Source organism: Labrys sp. KB_33_2, assembly GCF_052114505.1.
Taxonomy (GTDB): Bacteria; Pseudomonadota; Alphaproteobacteria; order Rhizobiales; family Labraceae; genus Labrys.
Map to the genome: position 1 here is coordinate 177,147 of NZ_JBFREW010000015.1, position 18,951 is coordinate 196,097.

Here is an 18,951-nt window from a genome sequence, read left to right on the forward strand (position 1 = left end):
TCGAGGCCGAACCAATGACAGCGGGCGCATCGCCATGGCACCGCAGGCGTGCTCATGGCTAACCCGGGCGAAGTCGTCGAGGTGCTGCTGCCGGTGGCGCTGGAGCGCACCTACAGCTACCGCGTGCCCTTCGGCAACACGCTGATGCCGGGCGATATCGTGCGCGTCACACTCGGGCCGCGCGAGGTGGTCGGCGTGGTCTGGGACGGCGACGGCGTGCTGCCTGCCTCTTCTAACCGGCTGAAATATGTCGAGGAACGCCTCGACATACCTCCGCTCGGCGCCGAAATGCGCCGCTTCATCGAATGGGTGGCGAACTGGACGCTGACGCCACGCGGCATGATCATGCGCATGGCGCTGCGCGCCCCCGAATTGCCGCCTGAAAAGCAGAGGCTCGGTTATCGCCTGGGCAAGCACGAGCCCGAGCGCCTCACGGCGGCGCGCCGGCGCGTGCTCGACCACCTGTCCGATGGTTTCGTGCATGAAAAGCGCGCGCTGATCGAGGCGACCGGCGTATCGCCGAGCGTGGTCGACGGCCTGGTCGATGCCGGTGCCGTCGAGCCTCTGGCTCTGCCGCCCGAGCCGGTGGCCGGCACCCCGGATCTGGCCTATGGCAGCGCCAGCCTGAACGAAGCGCAGGCGCTGGCCGCCGCCAGCCTCTGCCAGGCCGTGGCAGCGCGGCGCTTCTCGGCGATGCTGCTGGAAGGCGTCACCGGTTCGGGCAAGACCGAGGTCTATTTCGAGGCGGTGGCCGAAGCCGTCAAGCAGGGCGGCCAGGCGCTGATCATGCTGCCCGAGATCGCGCTGACCAACCAGTTCCTCGACCGCTTCGCCGAGCGCTTCGGCGTGCGCCCGGCCGAATGGCATTCAGGCGTATCGGCCAACAAGCGGGCCAAGCTCTGGCACGGCATCGCCAAGGGCGAGGTCGCGGTGGTGGCCGGCGCCCGCTCGGCCCTGTTCCTTCCCTTCGTCGATCTGAGAGTCATCATCGTCGACGAGGAGCATGACAGCGCCTACAAGCAGGAGGACGGGCCGCGCTACAATGCCCGCGACATGGCCGTGGTGCGGGCCCGGCTGATCGACGCGCCGGTGGTGCTGGCCTCGGCCACCCCCTCGATCGAATCGAGGGTGAATGCCGATCGCGGCCGCTACGGCCATATCACTTTGCCCCAGCGTTATGGCGGGCGGGCGCTGCCCGCGATCGCCACGGTCGACATGCGCGAGGGCGGCCCCGAGCGCGGCAAGTTCATCGCGCCCCGCCTGGTCTCGGCCGTGAAGGAAACCCTGGCGGCAGGGGAGCAGGCCCTGCTCTTCCTCAACCGGCGCGGCTATGCCCCGCTCACCCTCTGCCGCAAATGCGGGCATCGCTTCCAATGCCCGAACTGCACGGCCTGGCTGGTGGAGCACCGTTTCCGCAAGAGCCTGGTCTGCCACCATTGCGGCCACACCGCGCCCGTGCCGCGCCAGTGCCCGAGCTGTGAGGGCGAGGACACGCTCACCCCGTGCGGGCCGGGCGTGGAGCGCATCGCCGAGGAGGTCTCGGGTCTCTTCCCCGAGGCTCACACGGTGATCCTGTCCTCCGACATCCATGGCAGCGCCGAGCGCCTGCGCCAGGAACTCGACAGCGTGGCCAAGGGCGAGGCCAACCTCGTGATCGGCACGCAGCTCGTCGCCAAGGGGCACAATTTCCCTTTTCTGACGCTGGTCGGCGTTGTTGATGCCGATCTCGGCCTTGGCACCGGCGATCCGCGCGCGGCAGAGCGCACCTTCCAGCTCCTCGGCCAGGTCACCGGCCGGGCCGGGCGCGGCGAGCGCCCGGGGCGCGCTTTGCTGCAGAGCTACGACCCCAGCCATCCAGTGATGCAGGCGCTGGTCTCAGGCGACAAGGAGAGCTTCTATGCGCGCGAGATCGCAGTGCGCGCCAAGGCCGGCTTGCCACCCTATGGCCGCATGGCCGCGCTCACCATTTCCGACGAGGATCGCGGCAAGGCGGAGGGTTTTGCCCGCCAGCTCGTCAAATCGGCGCCCTTCGATGCGGCCCTGCGCGTGCTCGGCCCGGCCGAGGCGCCGATCGCGGTGATCCGCGGCCGCCACCGCATGCGCCTGATCCTGCAGGCCCCGCGCGACTTCGCCCTCCAGGACTATATCCGCGCCTGGCTCGCTGCTGGACCGAAGGTGAGCGGACAACTGGCCGTGGACATCGACATCGACCCGATGAATTTCGCCTGAGCCCCCTCTCCCAACTTGGGAGAGGGGAATTGCCTCTCACACCGCGTAATCCATCGCCTCGAGATCGGCGATCAGGCCGGGGCCGGCGGGCTGCCATCCCAGCGTCCTGCGGGTCTGCTCACTGGAAGCCGGCATGTCGTGCCCGGCAAACAGGCCGAGCCAGCCAAAATGGGCTTCGGCCTCGCTGAGGGGAATCGACCTCGCCGGCACCTTCAGGCCCCGGCCGATCACCTCCGCGATTTCTCGCTGCGTCACACCTTCCTCCGCCACCGCATGGTATTTCGCACCGGGCTCGGCCTTCTCCAGCACGAGGCGGTAGAGGCGGGCGACATCGAGGATATGGGCCGCCGACCAGCGGTTCCGACCCTCCCCAATATAGGCCGACACGCCCTTTTCGCGGGCCACTGCGATTGCATAAGTGACGAGGCCCTGCCTGACGGTATCGTGGACCTGGGGAAGGCGCACGACCGAGACGTTCCCGCCCTCCGCGGCCACGGCCGCAGCGGCCTCCTCCGAGGCGGCGCGCGGGATTACTTTCGAACTGACTACGGCGCCGTCCTCCCGGGCCAACTCGCCAGGCACGGTACTGGCCATGGCGGTGCCCGAGGTCACAATCAGGGGCCTGTCAGAGCCGGCAAGTGCGGAGCCGAGCGCCGCGATCACGCGGCGATCATCCTCGCAATTGGCGGCGAAAGTCGAGAAATCATGGTTGAAGGCGAGGTGGATGACGCCATCCGAGTTGTTAGCGCCGACCCTGAGGCTGTCGAAGTCTTCTAGCGAGCCCCGATGGGCTTCGGCGCCCACCCCGGCCAGGGCAGCGGCCTTGTCTTCCGAACGGGCCAGGCCGAGCACCTGATGGCCTGCCCCGATCAATTCCTTCACCACGGCCGAGCCGATGAATCCGGTTGCGCCGGTCACGAATACGCGCATGAGCAAGTCTCCTATCTGGGTAGAAGACAAGCATCGGTGCCTACACTATCCTGGTAAAGTAGTGATCTTATCGTATTATAATGGCTAACAGGATGAGTGGGCAGCTCACGCAGGAAATCAGACTCGGCAGCTATCTGAGGGATCGCCGCGCCAAGCTCGACCCAGCCGCCTTCGGCTTTGGCCCGGCGCGCCGGCGCACGCCTGGCCTGCGCCGGGAGGAGGTCGCCCAGCGGGCCAATATCAGCCCGACCTGGTACACCTGGCTCGAACAAGGGCGCGGCGGGGCGCCCTCGGCCGACGTGCTCGACCGTATAGCCCGCGCCCTCCTGCTGACCGAAGTCGAGCGCGAGCACCTCTTCCTGCTCGGCCTCGGCCGCCCACCCGAAGTGCGCTACCGCAAGGGCGAGGACGTCACGCCACGGCTGCAGCGCGTACTCGACGCGTTGGAGCCGAGCCTGGCCCTGGTCAAGACGGCGACCTGGGACATCGTGGCCTGGAACCGGGCCGCCGCCGCGATCCTGACCGACTACGGCGCGCTGCCGCCCCATCAGCGCAATGTCCTGCGCTTCATGTTCCTCGATCCGCACGTGCGCGCCGCGCAATATGACTGGGAGAGCGTGGCTCGCTTCGTGGTTGCGACCTTCCGAGCCGACACGGCGCGCGCCGGTGCGGCGGCGGAAGTGGAGCCCCTCATCGAAGAACTCTGCCGGCTCAGCCCCGAATTCGAGGCGATGTGGCGCGACAACGACGTCCGCGCCCATGGCGACGGCGTCAAGCGCCTGCGCCACCCCGTGCTCGGCCCGATCACGCTGGAATATTCGGCCTTTACCGTCGACGGCCGGCCCGATCTGAGCATGCTGGTCTACAACCCGACGCCGGAAGATCGCGACAGGATCAGGGCCTTCCTCGACGGGCTCGAGACGATCTCCCCTCTCCCCAGTGGGGAGAGGGGGACACGTGGAGGTTTCTCGCGGCAGCCTCAGACGGTATGAGAATCCCCAACCGTCTTGATCCCCGCGAGCTCCCATGCCCGATCCCGTCCCCTCTCCCCGCCAATTGCTCGAGAATGTTGGCCTCGGCGCCCATGCCGAACGCATCCTGCCCCATGAGCTGCCCGCCATTGCGATCCTGCTGGGCACGGGCCCCGGAGACGCCGGCCAGAGCCGGATTGGCGGCTTGCCGGACCTGCCGGCCTCCTTGGCCTGGCCACGCACGGCCAAGGGCGAGGCCATGGAGTTCGCGCTCCAGATAGCCCTCGCCGAGCTCCCCGCCGCCGCCAGCGCATTGCCACGGACCGGCATGCTGTATGTCTTCATCGGCCTCGACGAACCGGCGACCAATGTCGAACACCGCATCCTGCTTCACATCGGCACGGAGCCCCTGCATCCGGCCGCACTGCCCACCGAGATTGCCTTCGCCAACGACATGTTGGCCGATGTGGAGCCGCGCCGCCTCGAATTTGTGGCCGTCTCCGACTTCCCGCGCTGGGCCACGCAGGATTTTTCAACAGTGACCCGCGACATGAGCGAGGACGAGCACGACACCTACAACGAGGATTTCATGTGGTCGCTCGAGCCGAAAACGCCGAGCCCCATCCTCGGCAAGCTGTTCGGCCACGCCGCCGGCATCGGCTCGGACCCGCGCGAGGACGCCTATGTGATGCGGGAGGTCAATCCGAAGTGGCTCTACAACGCCCGGGAACGCGTCAAGCTCGATCTTGCGCCGGCGCGTAGCTGGCGTCATCTGCTCACCATCGATTCCTGCATGCCCCTCGGTCTCGGCATCTGGGACGCCGGTTATCTGCAATTTCTCCAGCACGAGAACGACCTCGAAAAACTGGACTTTTCCAGGATCTATGCCGCCGTGGAGAGCAGCTGAGAATCCGCTCGACGTGCAAGGGGTTCCCCACGACGGCCAAAAAAGGTATGAGCGTCGCCATATCGCGTTGAATTGAGCGAGTCATCATGACCAGTCCTGCCGCCGAAACCCGCCAGCTTCTCGAGGCTCTCGGGGTTCCGGCCAACCGCTTCACCGGCGGCTCCCGCACCGTTCGCACCCCCCTTACCGGCGAGACCATCGGCGCCGTTCAGGAAGACAGTCCGGCTGAAGCCAAGGCCGCCATCGGCAAGGCGCAGGCCGCTTTCGAAGCCTGGCGCAAGGTTCCCGGTCCGCAGCGCGGCGAACTGGTTCGTTTGCTCGGTGAGGAGCTGCGCGCCGCCAAGACCGAGTTGGGGGGCCTGGTCTCACTGGAAGTCGGCAAGATCGCCTCCGAGGGCCTGGGCGAAGTGCAGGAGATGATCGACATCTGCGACTTCGCTACCGGCCTGTCGCGCCAGCTCTACGGCCTCACCATCGCCACCGAACGCGGCGACCATCGCATGATGGAGCAGTGGCACCCGGCCGGCGTGGTCGGCGTGATCTCCGCCTTCAACTTCCCGGTCGCGGTGTGGAGCTGGAACGCGGCACTGGCCTTCGTCTGCGGCGACAGCGTGGTGTGGAAGCCCTCCGAGAAGACCCCGCTCACGGCGCTCGCCGTCGAAGCCATCTTCAACCGTGCCGCCAAGCGCTTCGGCGGCGTGCCGGACGGCCTGCTCACCCTCATCCTCGGTGCCCGCGAGGTCGGCGAGGTGTTGGTCGACGATCCGCGCGTCCCCGTCGTCTCGGCCACCGGCTCCACCGCGATGGGCCGCATCGTCGGCGAGCGCGTCGCCCGCCGCTTCGGCCGCTCGATCCTCGAACTCGGCGGCAACAATGCCTCCATCGTCACGCCCTCGGCCGATCTCGATCTGGCCTTGCGCGCCATTGCCTTCGCCGCCATGGGCACCGCCGGCCAGCGCTGTACCTCGCTGCGCCGCCTGATCGTGCATGACAGCGTCTATGACGCCCTCATCGGCAAATTGAAGAAGGTCTACGCCGGCATCAGCGTCGGCAATCCCCTCACCACCGAATCGCTGGTCGGCCCGCTGATCGACAAGGCCGCCTTCGACGGCATGCAGAAGTCGCTCGACGAGGCCCGCAAGGCCGGCGGCACCGTGCATGGCGGCGCCCGCGTCGCGGAAGCCGGCCCGCAGGAGGCCTATTACGCCCGTCCGGCCCTGGTCGAGATGCCGGAGCAGGTAGGCCCCGTCGTTAACGAAACCTTCGCCCCGATTCTCTATGTGCTGAAGTACTCGGCGTTCGACGACGCCCTGGCACTGCAGAACGGCGTGCCGCAGGGCCTGTCCTCCTCGATCTTCGCCACCGACATGCGCGAGGTCGAGCGCTTCGTCTCCGCCCAGGGTTCTGATTGCGGCATCGCCAATGTCAATATGGGCCCCTCGGGTGCCGAGATTGGCGGCGCTTTCGGCGGCGAGAAGGAAACCGGCGGCGGGCGCGAGAGTGGCTCGGACGCCTGGAAGGCCTATATGAGGCGCCAGACCAGCGCCATCAATTACGGCCGGACCCTGCCGCTGGCGCAGGGCGTGAAATTCGATGTCGACGACGGAGGGACGAGCCCTTGAGGATGGCGGAGACGAGACGCTTGAGAAACCTTAAATTCGCGCTGGCCGGCTGTGTGACAGCCGGTTTCCTCACCCTCCCCGGTCTGGCACAGGCGCAGACGCAGGCACACCAGGCCCCCTCGCAGGCCGTGGCGGTTGAAGCGCCCGGCCCGGTCCTCAAGGCCAAGGCCAAGCTCGAAAAGCGCGCCAAGCGTTCCGGCGCTGCGGCTATCTCCGTTGCCAAGGCTCCCGAGACGATGAAGGCCGGCGAAACCACGCTCGCCGTCATCCCTCTGCCGCCCTCCCGCCCGCGCGACATCGCCGATACAGGCCAGGCAGCGCCCGCCGCACACGAGGCGGAGATCCAGACCGCCAGCATCCCCGCGGCGGCACCGGCAGCCATACAGAAGACTGCTGCCGAGCCTTTGAATCTCAAGCCCCTCGGCAATGTCGATTCCCTCATCACCAAGCATGCCGCCCGCTACAACGTGCCGGAAAGCCTGTTGCGCCGCGTGGTCAAGCGTGAAAGCGGCTTCAATCCCGGCGCACGTAACGGCCCCTATCTCGGCCTGATGCAGATGCGGCTCGATACCGCCCGCGGCATGGGCTATCAGGGTGGCCCCACCGGGTTGTTCGACGCCGACACCAACCTCACCTATGGCGCCGCCTATCTTGCCAATGCCTGGCGTGTCTCCGGCGGCAGCCAGGACAGGGCTGTGCGGCTCTATTCCAGCGGCTATTACTACGAGGCCAAGCGCAGGGGCATGCTGCCGCATCTGATCAAGGGCAAGCCCAGCCGCTAGAGCATAATCCAGAAAAGTTGCACGACTTTTCGGCCAAGATCATGCGTTGAAACAAAAACTTGGAGAGCACGATCCGATCAGTTTGATCGGATCGTGCTCTCCAAGGAGGGAACAACCCTTCTCCGCGAAACGGAGAAGGGTTTTCAACCTTCAGTAGCGACCCGCGCCATATTCGACATGTCCCAGCCCGAACTCAGCATCATCGTTCCCACCAAGGACCGCCCCGACCTTCTGCGACGGGCGCTGGCTTCGGCGCAGACTCAATCCTTCCGGGATTTCGAGCTCGTCGTGGTGGATGACGGCGACGGCAGTGGCGCGCGGCTGGCCGAGGAACTCGGCCTCGATCGCTTCCAGGCCCTGCTCACCGGTGGCAGCGGCTGGGTTCCGGCCCGCAATCTCGGCGTCGCAGCAGCGCGCGGCCGGCGCATCGCCTTCCTGGACGATGGCGACTGGTGGGCCGAGCCGGACCACCTCGAGCGCATGCTCGCCAAGGCCGATAACCGAGGCCTCCTTTATGCATCCGGCTGCATCGTCACCGAGGGCGATCGTACCGATGCCGGCAGCGAACTCACCTTCGACGCCCATGCCGACAGCCAGGCGATCCGTCGCGACAACCGCCTGCTGGTTTCCGGCGTGATCTATCCGCGCAGCCTGCACCAGAATCTCGGCCCCTTCGACGAGAAATTGCCCTATTATTGGGACTGGGACTGGTATCTGCGCCTGTTCGCGGCCGGCGTACCGTTCTCCGGTCCCCTGAGCGGGGCCGTGCGCATCTCGGCCCGGGAGGACAGTGTCTCCGCCGCAGCCAAGCTCGCCACGCGCCAAGTCAATCTTGCTCGCTTCTCGGCCAAGCACGGACTCGGCCAACTGGTGCTGCGCAACCACGAGTCGATTGCCCGGGAGGGCGGCCGGCCTTCGTGAGGAAGCTCCCGCTGGAACTCTACTCTCGCCCTCATGAAAAGTCTCCCGATTGCCGTAGCGTTTCGGCAGGTCGCCTCGGCATGCTTGCGGATCGACGATTGCTCCCTATGATCTGATGCAACCATAACGAACATCATCCAGGGAGATCCACATGTCCGCCATGCTCCTCAACCGTCGTCACCTGCTTTCCGCCGGCGCCGGACTTGCCTTCGCCACCATCGCGGGGCCTGCAATGGCGCAAAAGCGCATTCGCATGGTAATCGCCACCGGCGGCACCGGCGGCGTGTTCTATCCCTATGGCGGGGGCCTGGCCAAGATCCTGTCGGAGAAGGTCCCGAACCTGCAGGCGACCGCGCAGGTCACGGGCGGTTCGGTCGACAATGCCAAGCTGCTGCATGCTGGCGAGGCGGAACTCGGCTTTTCCACCCTCGATTCCACCTATGACGCAGTCGAGGGCCTCGGCGCCTATGAGCAGGACGGCAAGCAGGACATACGCGTGCTCGCCGTGCTCTATGATTCCTTTCTACACGTGGTGGCCGGCAAGGATGCCGGCATCACCAGCATCGCCGATCTCAAGGGCAAGCGCGTCTCCATCGGCTCGGCAGGCTCCTCTACTGAATCGATCGCCGACCGCGTCCTCCTCGCCGCCGGGCTCGATCCCAAGACGGACGTGACGCGCGACAATCTCGGCGTCGCCGAATCGGTCGGCGCACTCAAGGATGGCAAGGTCTCCGCTTTCTTCTGGATCGGGGGCGTGCCGACCTCGGCGGTGCGCGACCTTGCCACCACCGGCCAGCCGCCGATCAGCTTCATCCCTGCCGATGCCGAACTCGCTGCGGTGGAGAAGAAATATCCAGGCCTCTATCGGCCCTTCCTACTCAAGAAGGACGCCTATGCCGGCCTGAGCGGCGACGTGCCGGGCCTCGGCATCGCCAATGTCCTGATCGTCTCGGCCAAGGCCGAGGACAGCCTGATCACCACCATGCTGGACGGCATCTTCAACAATCTCGACGACGTGCACAAAGTCCACCCGGAAGCGCGCAAGCTCTCCCTTGCCACGGCAGCGACCAAGACGGCGGTACCCTTTCATCCGGCGGCGGAAGCTTATTACAAGGCCAAGGGCGTCTTGAAGTGAGGGGTTGGCTTTGAAGCAGCAGACGCGACCTTTGTCATTGCTGGGCTTGACCCGCCAATCCAGCCTTTCTTTCAACGTGAGGCCGGCGGAAGAGCTGGATGCCCGGGTCAAGCTCGGGCATGACAAAGATTGGAGCCTTTAATCACCCTCTATCTTCCATCGAGGAGCGGGGTTCACCGGCATTGCGCCCCATCACAAAGCAACCAGCATGCGTGAAACCGAAACCAGGGTCGAGCTGACCGAAGAGGAATTCGAGAGGCTCGCTTCCGACAATGAGGGCGGCCCGGCGGCGCATCTGTCCGGCTGGCTCGGGCGGGTGACCGGCCTTTCGCTCTTCGGCCTTTCTGCCTATGTGCTCTATTGGACGCAGTTCGCCGTCAACACTACGATCTACCGGGTCAGCTTCCTGGCCATCGTGCTGGCGCTGGTCTTCGCCCTCTTCCCTTTGGTGCGCGACCGCGCGCCGCGGGCCACCTCGATCGAGGAATGGCTGGCCGGGCTTCTCGGCGCCCTCGCCTGCATCGCTTTGGCGCTACAGAGCGGCATCTTCGCCCGCAGCTTGCCGGCAGCGCTGCAGCTCGTTGTCGTGGGTCTCACCTTTGCCCTGATGCCGCTGGCAACGCGCAGCCGGCTCCTGATCACCACCCGCGTGCTCGACTGGATCCTGGTCGCTCTCTGCGTCGGCACGGCGCTGGTGCTGTGCCTGACCATCGAGGACTACAAGGCCCGGCCCACGCGCCCGACGCCGGAAGAACTGGTGCTCGGCGGCGCGCTGATCCTCCTGGTACTGGAGGCAACCCGCCGCACCGTCGGCTGGATCCTGCCGGCGATCGCCATCATCTTCCTGATCTATTGCTATTTCGGGCCATCGATACCCGAGCCCTTCGACCATCGCGGCTTCTCCCTGCAGCGCATCATCGGTCAGAACGCCTTGACGCTGGAAGGCTTGTTCTCGACGCCGCTCGACGTCGCCGCCACCTTCATCATCCTGTTCACCATCTATGGTGCGGTGCTGGAGCGTGGCGGCGCCGGCAAGTTCTTCATCGATTGGGCCTTCGCCCTGTTCGGCAAGAAGCCATCGCCCTCAGCGCCCGGCCGCGCCGTGGTGACCTCGGGCTTCCTGCTCGGCACCGTCTCGGGCTCGGGTGTCGCCACCACGGTGACCATCGCCTCCCTTGCCTGGCCGATGCTGCGCCGCTCGGGCTATACGCCCAACGTCGCCGGCGGCATGCTCTCGGCAGCCGGAATCGGCGCCACCCTGTCGCCGCCCACGCTGGGGGCGGCCGCCTTCATCATCGCCGAATATCTCAATGTCGATTATCTCGACATCCTGATCTACGCCACCATTCCGACCCTGCTCTATTACCTCTCCTGCTGGCTGATGACGGAGGCGGATGCCCGTCGCCTCAAGGTCACGCCGGTGAAGACATCCGACGCCTCGTTGTGGCAATTGACCCGCAGGGAGGGCTATCACTTCCTCTCCCTGGGTGCGATCGCCATCTTTCTCATTCTCGGCTTCACCTCCTTCCTGGCGGTGTTCTGGTCGATCGCCATCGCCTTCGGCCTGTCAATGATCCGCGCGCATTCCCGCCTGGTGACGCCGCGCGCCTTCGCAATCGGTGCGGTCGCCGTCCTCGCCGCCTATGGCTTCGGCAAATCCGGCCTGTCGGCGCAGATCGGCTTGGTCAATCTCTTCGACGGGCGCATCTCGGTCTGCGTGTTCTGGGGCATGGCTGCAGCGGTGCTCGCCTCCGCGCTGGAAGCCTGGCTGGCCCTGCGCGCCGGGCGCACACCGACCCCGGCCTCGACGCGGATGATCGAGGCCTTGATCGACGGTTCGCGCTCGGTGCTCGGCATCGCCTCGATCTGCGCCTGTGCCGGCATCATCGTCTCCGTGGTCAACCTCACGGGCCTGGGCCTCACCATCTCCTCGATCATCGTCACGCTCGGTGGCGGCGAGCGGGTGGTGGTGATCATCCTCGCGGCCATCGCCATGTGGATCCTCGGCACCGCCGTGCCGGTTACGGCGAGCTACATCATCGCAGCGGTGATGCTGGTGCCGGCACTGACCGGCGTCGGTGTCCCGGAACCGGCCGCCCACATGTTCCTGTTCTATTACGCGGTGCTGGCGGACGTCTCGCCGCCTACGGCGCTGGCGCCCTTTGCCGCCGCCGCGATCACCGGCGGAACGCCCTTCCGCACCATGATCCAGGCTTGGAAATACACGCTGCCTGCCTTCCTGGTGCCCTTCATGTTCTGCCTGACGCCGGACGGCCTGCGCCTGCTCATGCTTACCCCCAGCGGCGGCTGGCCTTCCGATCTTGGCGAATGGCTGCAGGTGCTGCTGACCACCGCGACCTCCTGCCTCGCCCTCGTCGGCCTCGCCATAGGCGCGACAGGCTATGCCCTGCGCCATGCCAAGGCACTCGAACGCATCTTGGCCACCATTGGCGGTGCTCTGCTGCTCGCCGCCGACGCCTTGGCCGATCTCGGCGGAACCGCCTTCCTCGGCGTGGCTCTCCTGCTGCACTGGCTGCGCGTGCGTCCCACACTCGGCGAGAAGGAAGCGTAGACGGGGCAAATACCCCTCGAAGAATTCCTCCGCCTACTCCGCCTCGGCCCGCGTGCGCTCCACCAGCAGGCGGGCACAGGTGCGGAAGGCATCGAATTCGGCCGTGAGACTCTCAACACCAAGGCGCTCGCGATAGCGATCCGCCAGCTTGCTGGAAAACATCCAGGTGCCACCGCCCGGATTGACCTCGATGATATAGAGCTCGCCCGTCTGCGCCCGCAGGATGTCGCAGGCCTGCAGAGCCACTTCCGGCATGGCCCGGTAGGCCTCGGCAGCCAGGGCCAGGATGTCGGGCTCATGGGTGGAATAAACGAAAACATCGGGCGGCGCCGGCATGAAGTCGGCAACCTCATAGGTCTCTTTGGTGAGATCGAGCGCCAGCGGTCTGGTGGATTCGCGCCCGAAGGTAAAGATGGTCTCGCCGAACAGAGTCAGCACACGGCAGGTCATGGCATGGCCGCAATCGACGAATTTCTGCGCGATCATCGGCCCCTGGCGGCCAGGATGGCCAGAGGGATAGTCTTCAGGCTGCCTGTAGCGAATTTTATCGCTGTGCTGGAGCTCGACGCCCTGGCCCCAGGAGGCGAAGGGGTAGGACGGCTTGACCACCGCCAAGGGACCGTAAATCTCGGGCGAGAGCACGGTATCGGGGCCGATCTCCTCGAAGGGCGGCACCGGCACGCCGGCCGCAGCCAGCCGCTGCACTTCGACCAGTTTCGACATCGGCTGGCCCTGATAAATCCTGCCGCGATCCGGCTTGAAGCGCTGCAGTCGAATCGGCGAAAAGATCAGGGCAGGACGCGACGCCGCTTTCTTGCGCGTATAGGAGGAAGGGGCGTCGTTGGAAGCGATGAACACCTCGATATCGGGCGCTATTTCCTCAACGAAGCCCTTGATGGCTTCGAAATCAGCCACGCTCTGCCAGCCTTCGCTATGCACCAATACGAGATTGCGGCTCGGTTCCATCCGAAGGCTCTCACACATTCACTGGCGAGCCGCCGCCAAAGGCTGCGGCCTTGACGCGATAGGCCAGCACCTCGGGAGCAAGGCGCGATGCATCCGCAAAATATTTGCCGGCTTCGGAATGCCGCTGCAGATCAAGGCAGGCGAGCGCCGCCAACTCACAGGCCTTGTCGGTAAACAGCGCACGGTCGAAGGCGAGCCAGCCATCGGGCAACCTGTCCGGGTCGATATCGCGCAGGAAATGAGCGACCTCAAGCGCCTGCTCGGCCCGACCGGCCGCCAGGAGTGCGCGGCCCTTGAGAAAATGCAGGGCATAGTCGTCGGGTTGGCGCGCCAGCGCGGATGCAATCAGGTCAAGCGGATCGCGTCCGTGCTGCAGTTCGGTCCGCGCCAGGAATTGATAGAGCAGGCTCGCGGTCGCGCTGCGATTGTCGTCATCCTGCCCTTCGGCCCGCGCGAGGCCTTGCCAGGCGGCATTCTCGGCCTCTTCCAGCCGGCCGAGCCCGGCATAGGTCTCCGCCAGATGATGCCAATAGAACAGCCGGTCGGGATCGAGCGGCAAGGCCTGCTCCAGCAAAGCCAGATTGCGCGGATGCTTGTGGGAGATGTCGCCGTCATAGCCCAGATGATCGATCTCGACATCCGTCTGCACCACCGGCCACCCATCCTGCCGGCTCACCGCCTTGATGGCGGGTACCATGGTCTCATGAATCATGCCGGCAAAGCGGATGCGCGGATCGGCCCGGAACAAGCGCCATTCGCGATAGCGGGTGAAATTGGTCTTGGGCTGGAAGCGCACGAAGCCGGCGACGGCCTCGGGATCGATATAGTCAGCGAGGCGGCCGCCCCGCGGCAGGCCCAGGCGCTCATCGGCATCGATATAGAGCACCCAGTCGGTGCGGACCTGATCGAGGCCGAAATTGCGCGGACCGGCGAAGTCCCCTCGCCAGGCCTGGTGCAACAGCCGCACACCGGCGCTTTCGGCGATCTCGATCGTGCCGTCGGTTGAGCCGGTATCGACGATGACGATCTCGTCGACCTTTTCAGCCAGCGTTTCCAGGCAGCCCGGCAGAAAACGCGCTTCGTTCTTCACGATCATCGCCGCGGATGTGCTTACCCGGCTCTGCATCATGGGAAAACCCGTTATTTCAGATAAAACAAAGCCTCCGATGCAACAACCGTCGCCGGAGGCTCTGCGTAATAACGATGGAAATGGAAGAGCGTCGTTCGCGCCACCTCTCAGCAGCGCAGCGCCATCATTCCACGCCGCCAACATTGCCCATCATCGACAAGGCATTGTCGGTCGACATTTCCTTGATGGACATCGACAGCACCTTGGGAGCCTCGTAGGGCGCACGGGCGGCGAGGACGCCAGCCTTCTGGACGGAGGGCTTCGGAGCCGAGTTCGCGGCATTGAGCTTCATTGCGGTGGCAGTGGCGGCCATCTTAATCCTCGTCGTTTCTTGGAGCAGGCGGTATGCCATTTTGGAAACCGATGGATTCACGTGTAGGTAGAAGATCGGGAGCTGTCAATCGAGGAGAGGGCAGCGTCGATACAAACCTGCCGCTTCCTCCACGAGACAACCAAAAAGCCGCGTTTTGTACCCATATTTCATGTCTTACGGGGCTTCGCAGGAGCATGAGAGGTATTATTCGGTATCGGTACTAAAATACTGTTACCCATCTGCCACATCCCATGGCGAAAATATGGCTGGAGACCGAAATGCCGGGCAATTCCTTTGACTTGGAATCGCAGCTCTCTCATAGCTTTGCATATAGGAATGTTTCGGGACCGAATAAGTCGCGGTACCGGGTAAGAGCGAGGGGCGTTGATGTTCAAGGCAATTTTCGTACCGACCGTGATGGCCGTAGCCCTGTTTGCGGGTGCAGGTGCAGCCAGCGCTGCCGACCTCGCCCCGCAGGCCGTCGAGCCCGTCGCTCCCGCCTACACCCCCTATAACTGGTCGGGTCCCTATATCGGCGTGCATGCCGGCTATGGGTGGGGCCGCGAGGACGACAACCAGAGTCACCTGTTCTCAGAGAACGGGCCGGTCCCCGCCGACAAGTTCAACATGAACGGCTTCGTCGGTGGCGCGCATGCCGGCTACAACTACCAGATCGACCAATTCGTGATCGGCGGCGAAGCCGATATCGACTACACCGATCTCAAGGGCAGCCATCTTTACAGCTATTCGGGCGGGGGCGTCACCGGACGCCTGCAGATGAAGAGCGAGTGGCAGGGTTCGCTGCGTGTTCGTGCCGGCTACGCCATCGACAATATCCTGCTCTATGCCACCGGCGGTGTTGCCTTCGCCAATGGTAAGCTCTCCGACCGGGGTCAGTCCTTCGGCACCCCCTATGCGTCGAGCGACGACAACACCCATATCGGCTGGACCGTGGGTCTGGGCGCCGAATATGCCTTTACGCAAAACTGGATCGGCCGCGCCGAGGTGCGCTATTCCGACTTCCAGAAGAAGGGTTACGAAACGGCCAATGGCCGGGTCAAGGCCGGCTGGAATCAGACCACGGCAACGCTCGGCGTCAGCTACAAATTCTGATCCGATCGACCACAATTCGACGAAAACCCGGCCCTGCGCCGGGTTTTTGTTTTGATAGACCTGCTATAGAGGCGATGGTGGAGACCAAACCGAGGCGAAATCCCCATGATGTCGCTGCACGGCAAACGGGTCTGGGTCGCCGGCCATCGCGGCATGGTCGGGGCCGCGTTGATGCGGCGGCTGCAGGGCGAGGGCTGCACCCTGCTGACGGCGGGCAAGGACGAGCTCGACCTCCGGCGTCAGGCCGAGACGGAGGCCTGGATCGAGCGGATGCGCCCTGAGGTAATCTTCCTCGCTGCCGCCAAGGTCGGCGGCATCCTTGCCAATGCCAGTCTTCCGGCCGATTTCCTCTATGACAATCTCGCCATCGAGACCAATGTCGTGCATGCGGCCGCGCGGGCCGGCGTGGCCAAGCTCGTCCTGCTCGGCTCGAGTTGCATCTACCCGCGGGAGGCTGCCCAGCCGATTGGCGAGGACCAATTGCTGTCGGGCCCGCTCGAACCGACCAATGAATGGTATGCGATCGCCAAGATCGCCGGCCTCAAGCTGGTCCAGGCCTATCGGCGCCAGCATGGCTGCGACTTCATCGCCGCCATGCCCTGCAATCTCTACGGCCCGCACGATAATTTCGACCTGGCGTCGAGCCATGTCCTCGCCGCCTTCATCCGGCGGGTGCACGAAGCCAGACTGCGCGGGACACCCTCCATCGAGATCTGGGGCAGTGGCACCCCTCGACGCGAATTCCTGCATGTCGACGACTGCGCCGACGTCTTGGTACACCTCGCCATGAACTATTCCGACGAAAAGCCGATCAATATCGGGGCCGGACGGGACATCACCATCCTGGAGCTCCTGAAAGCGGTGAAGCGCGTCGTCGGCTATACCGGCGCCACCACGCATGACCGCAGCAAGCCGGACGGCACGCCGAGCAAGCTGATGGATTCCTCGCGCATCGCCGCACTCGGCTGGCGCCCACGCATCGGGCTCGAGGAAGGCCTCGCCGAGACCTATGCCTGGTATCTTGCCCAGGAGGGCAGGCTCAAACCTGCGGGGCCCTAACCTTCTCGATCTCCGCCTTCATCCCGCCACATTATTGCCGCGCGCAGCTTCGAGATCGGCAGCCATCATCTCGGCCACAAGCCCCTCGAAAGTGGTATAATGTTGCCACCCAAGTACGCTCTGTGCCTTGGCTGCATTGCCGATGAGGCAATCGACTTCGGTGGGCCGGAAATAGCGCGGATCGATGGCGACGAGTTCGCGCCCGCTGGCACGGTCGAGCCCCCTCTTCTCCGCCCCCTCGCCGACCCAATCGAGCGAACGGCCGACATGGGCAAAGGCCAGTTCGACGAAAGCGCGCACCGAATGGGCGCAGCCCGTTGCCAGCACATAATCATCGGGCTGATCCTGCTGCAGCATGCGCCACATGCCCTCCACATAGTCGCGGGCATGGCCCCAGTCGCGCCGGGCTTCGAGATTGCCGAGATAGAGCCTGTCCTGCCGGCCTGCCTCGATCGCCGCCACCGCCCGGGTGATCTTGCGACTGACGAAAGTCTCGCCGCGCTGCGGGCTTTCATGGTTGAACAGGATGCCATTCGAGGCGTGCATGCCATAGGCCTCGCGGTGGTTCACCGTGGTCCAATGGGCATAGAGCTTGGCGATGGCATAGGGGCTGCGCGGATTGAACGGCGAGCTTTCGTCCTGCGGCTGGTCGCTCTGGCCGCCATAGAGTTCGGAAGTGGAAGCCTGGTAGAAGCGGCAATGCTTTTCCAGCTTGAGGGTGCGGATGGCCTGCAGCAGGCGCAGCGCCCCGACGGCATCGATGTCGGCGGTATATTCGGGCATGTCGAAGCTGACGCGCACATGGCTCTGCGCCGCCAGATTGTAGATCTCGTCAGGCTCAACGGCATCGACGACACGGATGAGGCTCTGCCCATCCTGCATGTCGGCATAATGGATATGCAGGCGGCGCCCCTCGACATGTGGGTCCTGGTAGATCGCGTCGAGCCGCGCTGTGTTGAAGGAGGAGGACGGCCTCTTGATGCCGTGCACCTGATAACCCTTCGTCAGCAGCAGCCTGGCGAGGTAATAGCCGTCCTGGCCCGTCATGCCCGTGATGAGTGCCGTCTTGCCGTTCATGCCGCCCTCCCCTGCCGGCCTTGCACCCGTCGCAGAGGCAGCCATTTCACACATCCGGTATGGATCAGAGCGCTTTCCCCCGCAAGCCGCGAGGGCAGGAATGGTTGCCGCCCAGTTGAGTTATGGCCGGCAAGCGGGTAGCACTCGAAGCTGAACAACCTTCGCGCAAACAGGCTGCTTTTTGCATGTCCCAGGAACCGCCCTTTCTCAACGCCATGGCAGCCCGCATCTTCGGCTGCCTGATCGAAAAGCAGCTGCTGACGCCGGATGCCTATCCGCTGACGCTGAACGCGCTGCAGGCCGCGGCCAACCAGAAGACGTCGCGCGAGCCGGTCATGGCCCTGGAGGCGGGGGAGATCGGCCACACGCTCGCAACGCTGGAACAGCAGGGACTGGTGCGCCGCGCCTTCGGCTCACGCGTGGAGCGCTATGAACATCTCGCCGGCCAGCGCTTCAACCTGACCAAGCAGCAATCGGCCCTGCTGGCGGTGATGCTGCTGCGCGGGCCGCAGACCCTGAACGAGTTGCAGAGCCGAACCGACCGCATGGCGAGCTTCGGCTCGGTCGACGACCTCAAACAGGAGCTCGATCTGCTCGCCAGCGCCCGCCCGCCTCTGGTCAAGGAGATCGGTCGTGCGCCCGGCCAGCGCGAAGACCGCTTCGCCCATCTGCTTTCGGGCGATGTCGAGGTCTCCATGATCGCCAGCCCAGCCCCTCGCGCCGCCGCGCCATCCTCTTCGGCCCTGACCGAACTCGAAGAGCGCGTGCGCATGCTGGAAGAGCAGGTTGCCGACCTCAAGGCCAGGCTCGACGCGGTGGGCGCCTGAACGGGAGGGGATGGATCAAGGGGAAGGCGCGCATCACGCCGCCTCCCGGCGATCACGGGCGCGATCATAGGCGCTGGGCTTTTGCCGCCAGTACCCTTCCACGGACTCGGCGATCAATGCGCCATAAACGGCATCGACGATGAGGGCGTTGCAGATTTCGTCAAACCAGGGATCGTCCTCTCTCAGTGTGACGAAAGAGGCCTTGCGCTCCTGGCGGTTCCAGACATTGAGCTTCAGGCTGTCGAAACGCATCGCGGTGCGGGAAAGGCCGAAGCCGATGTGAGCGGCGCCATCGAGAGGTCCGGCCAGCAGGCCGCCGATCCGGACGAGATGAAGCTCCTCGAAGGCCAGGGTATAGTCGGACATGGCTGACAACTCCCATCACGGGCAAGACCCGC

At 65.0% G+C, this 18,951-nt stretch carries 17 protein-coding genes; 11 read left to right on the plus strand and 6 right to left on the minus strand.

Annotation, left to right across the window (positions count from 1 at the left end):
• Window positions 1-54: 54 nt before the first annotated feature.
• On the plus strand, window positions 55-2,229 hold the full coding sequence (locus AB4037_RS25425) for a primosomal protein N' (protein ID WP_441773394.1): 2,175 nt from the start codon (window positions 55-57) through the stop codon (window positions 2,227-2,229).
• Window positions 2,230-2,265: 36 nt separating this feature from the next.
• On the opposite strand, the gene AB4037_RS25430 is transcribed toward AB4037_RS25425, so the two are convergent.
• Complete coding sequence (locus AB4037_RS25430) at window positions 2,266-3,159, minus strand: SDR family oxidoreductase (RefSeq protein WP_441773395.1); 894 nt, start codon at window positions 3,157-3,159, stop codon at window positions 2,266-2,268.
• A 92-nt stretch (window positions 3,160-3,251) separates the two neighbouring features.
• Between AB4037_RS25430 and AB4037_RS25435 the strand changes: the two genes are divergently transcribed.
• From AB4037_RS25435 to AB4037_RS25465, 7 genes are all read left to right on the plus strand, one after another.
• Window positions 3,252-4,151 carry a helix-turn-helix transcriptional regulator gene (locus AB4037_RS25435; protein ID WP_441773396.1) on the plus strand — a complete coding sequence of 300 codons (900 nt, stop codon included), beginning with the start codon at window positions 3,252-3,254 and terminating at the stop codon, window positions 4,149-4,151.
• Between the two features lie 34 nt (window positions 4,152-4,185).
• Entirely contained in the window at window positions 4,186-5,037 is an 852-nt protein-coding gene (locus tag AB4037_RS25440; RefSeq protein ID WP_441773397.1) for a DUF1963 domain-containing protein, read from the plus strand.
• 86 nt (window positions 5,038-5,123) lie between these two features.
• A complete protein-coding gene (amaB, locus tag AB4037_RS25445; protein ID WP_441773398.1) occupies window positions 5,124-6,659 on the plus strand; it encodes an L-piperidine-6-carboxylate dehydrogenase in 1,536 nt (511 codons plus the stop codon).
• 20 nt (window positions 6,660-6,679) lie between these two features.
• Entirely contained in the window at window positions 6,680-7,441 is a 762-nt protein-coding gene (locus tag AB4037_RS25450) for a transglycosylase SLT domain-containing protein (protein WP_434959401.1), read from the plus strand.
• A 177-nt stretch (window positions 7,442-7,618) separates the two neighbouring features.
• Window positions 7,619-8,362 carry a glycosyltransferase family 2 protein gene (locus AB4037_RS25455; RefSeq protein WP_441773399.1) on the plus strand — a complete coding sequence of 248 codons (744 nt, stop codon included), beginning with the start codon at window positions 7,619-7,621 and terminating at the stop codon, window positions 8,360-8,362.
• Window positions 8,363-8,513: 151 nt separating this feature from the next.
• Window positions 8,514-9,497, plus strand: a complete 984-nt coding sequence (locus tag AB4037_RS25460) for a TAXI family TRAP transporter solute-binding subunit (RefSeq protein ID WP_434959399.1) — start codon at window positions 8,514-8,516, stop codon at window positions 9,495-9,497.
• 208 nt (window positions 9,498-9,705) lie between these two features.
• Entirely contained in the window at window positions 9,706-12,069 is a 2,364-nt protein-coding gene (locus AB4037_RS25465) for a TRAP transporter permease (protein WP_441773400.1), read from the plus strand.
• A gap of 33 nt (window positions 12,070-12,102) precedes the next feature.
• On the opposite strand, the gene AB4037_RS25470 is transcribed toward AB4037_RS25465, so the two are convergent.
• Genes AB4037_RS25470 through AB4037_RS25480 form a run of 3 tightly spaced genes read right to left on the minus strand, consistent with a single transcriptional unit; the run spans window position 12,103 to window position 14,477 of the window.
• Window positions 12,103-13,035, minus strand: a complete 933-nt coding sequence (locus AB4037_RS25470) for a hypothetical protein (RefSeq protein ID WP_441773401.1) — start codon at window positions 13,033-13,035, stop codon at window positions 12,103-12,105.
• Between the two features lie 10 nt (window positions 13,036-13,045).
• On the minus strand, window positions 13,046-14,308 hold the full coding sequence (locus AB4037_RS25475) for a glycosyltransferase (RefSeq protein WP_441773402.1): 1,263 nt from the start codon (window positions 14,306-14,308) through the stop codon (window positions 13,046-13,048).
• Window positions 14,289-14,477, minus strand: coding sequence for a hypothetical protein (locus tag AB4037_RS25480; protein WP_441773403.1), 189 nt, complete (start codon window positions 14,475-14,477; stop codon window positions 14,289-14,291). Before AB4037_RS25480 ends, AB4037_RS25475 begins: the two co-directional genes overlap by 20 nt.
• 387 nt (window positions 14,478-14,864) lie before the next feature.
• On the opposite strand from AB4037_RS25480, the gene AB4037_RS25485 reads away from it, so the two are divergent.
• Both AB4037_RS25485 and AB4037_RS25490 read left to right on the plus strand, forming a co-directional pair.
• Window positions 14,865-15,590: an outer membrane protein gene (locus tag AB4037_RS25485; RefSeq protein ID WP_441773404.1), complete on the plus strand. Its 726-nt coding sequence runs from the start codon at window positions 14,865-14,867 to the stop codon at window positions 15,588-15,590.
• Between the two features lie 105 nt (window positions 15,591-15,695).
• On the plus strand, window positions 15,696-16,649 hold the full coding sequence (locus AB4037_RS25490; RefSeq protein WP_441773405.1) for a GDP-L-fucose synthase family protein: 954 nt from the start codon (window positions 15,696-15,698) through the stop codon (window positions 16,647-16,649).
• Between the two features lie 18 nt (window positions 16,650-16,667).
• On the opposite strand, the gene gmd is transcribed toward AB4037_RS25490, so the two are convergent.
• The gene (gene gmd / locus AB4037_RS25495; protein ID WP_441773412.1) at window positions 16,668-17,726 is read right to left on the minus strand and encodes a GDP-mannose 4,6-dehydratase; all 1,059 of its coding nucleotides are present in this window, start codon (window positions 17,724-17,726) and stop codon (window positions 16,668-16,670) included.
• 185 nt (window positions 17,727-17,911) lie between these two features.
• On the opposite strand from gmd, the gene AB4037_RS25500 reads away from it, so the two are divergent.
• Entirely contained in the window at window positions 17,912-18,553 is a 642-nt protein-coding gene (locus AB4037_RS25500; protein WP_434959392.1) for a YceH family protein, read from the plus strand.
• A 33-nt stretch (window positions 18,554-18,586) separates the two neighbouring features.
• Here the strand turns inward: AB4037_RS25500 and AB4037_RS25505 are convergent, their stop codons facing one another.
• On the minus strand, window positions 18,587-18,919 hold the full coding sequence (locus AB4037_RS25505) for a hypothetical protein (protein ID WP_441773406.1): 333 nt from the start codon (window positions 18,917-18,919) through the stop codon (window positions 18,587-18,589).
• Window positions 18,920-18,951: the final 32 nt, after the last annotated feature.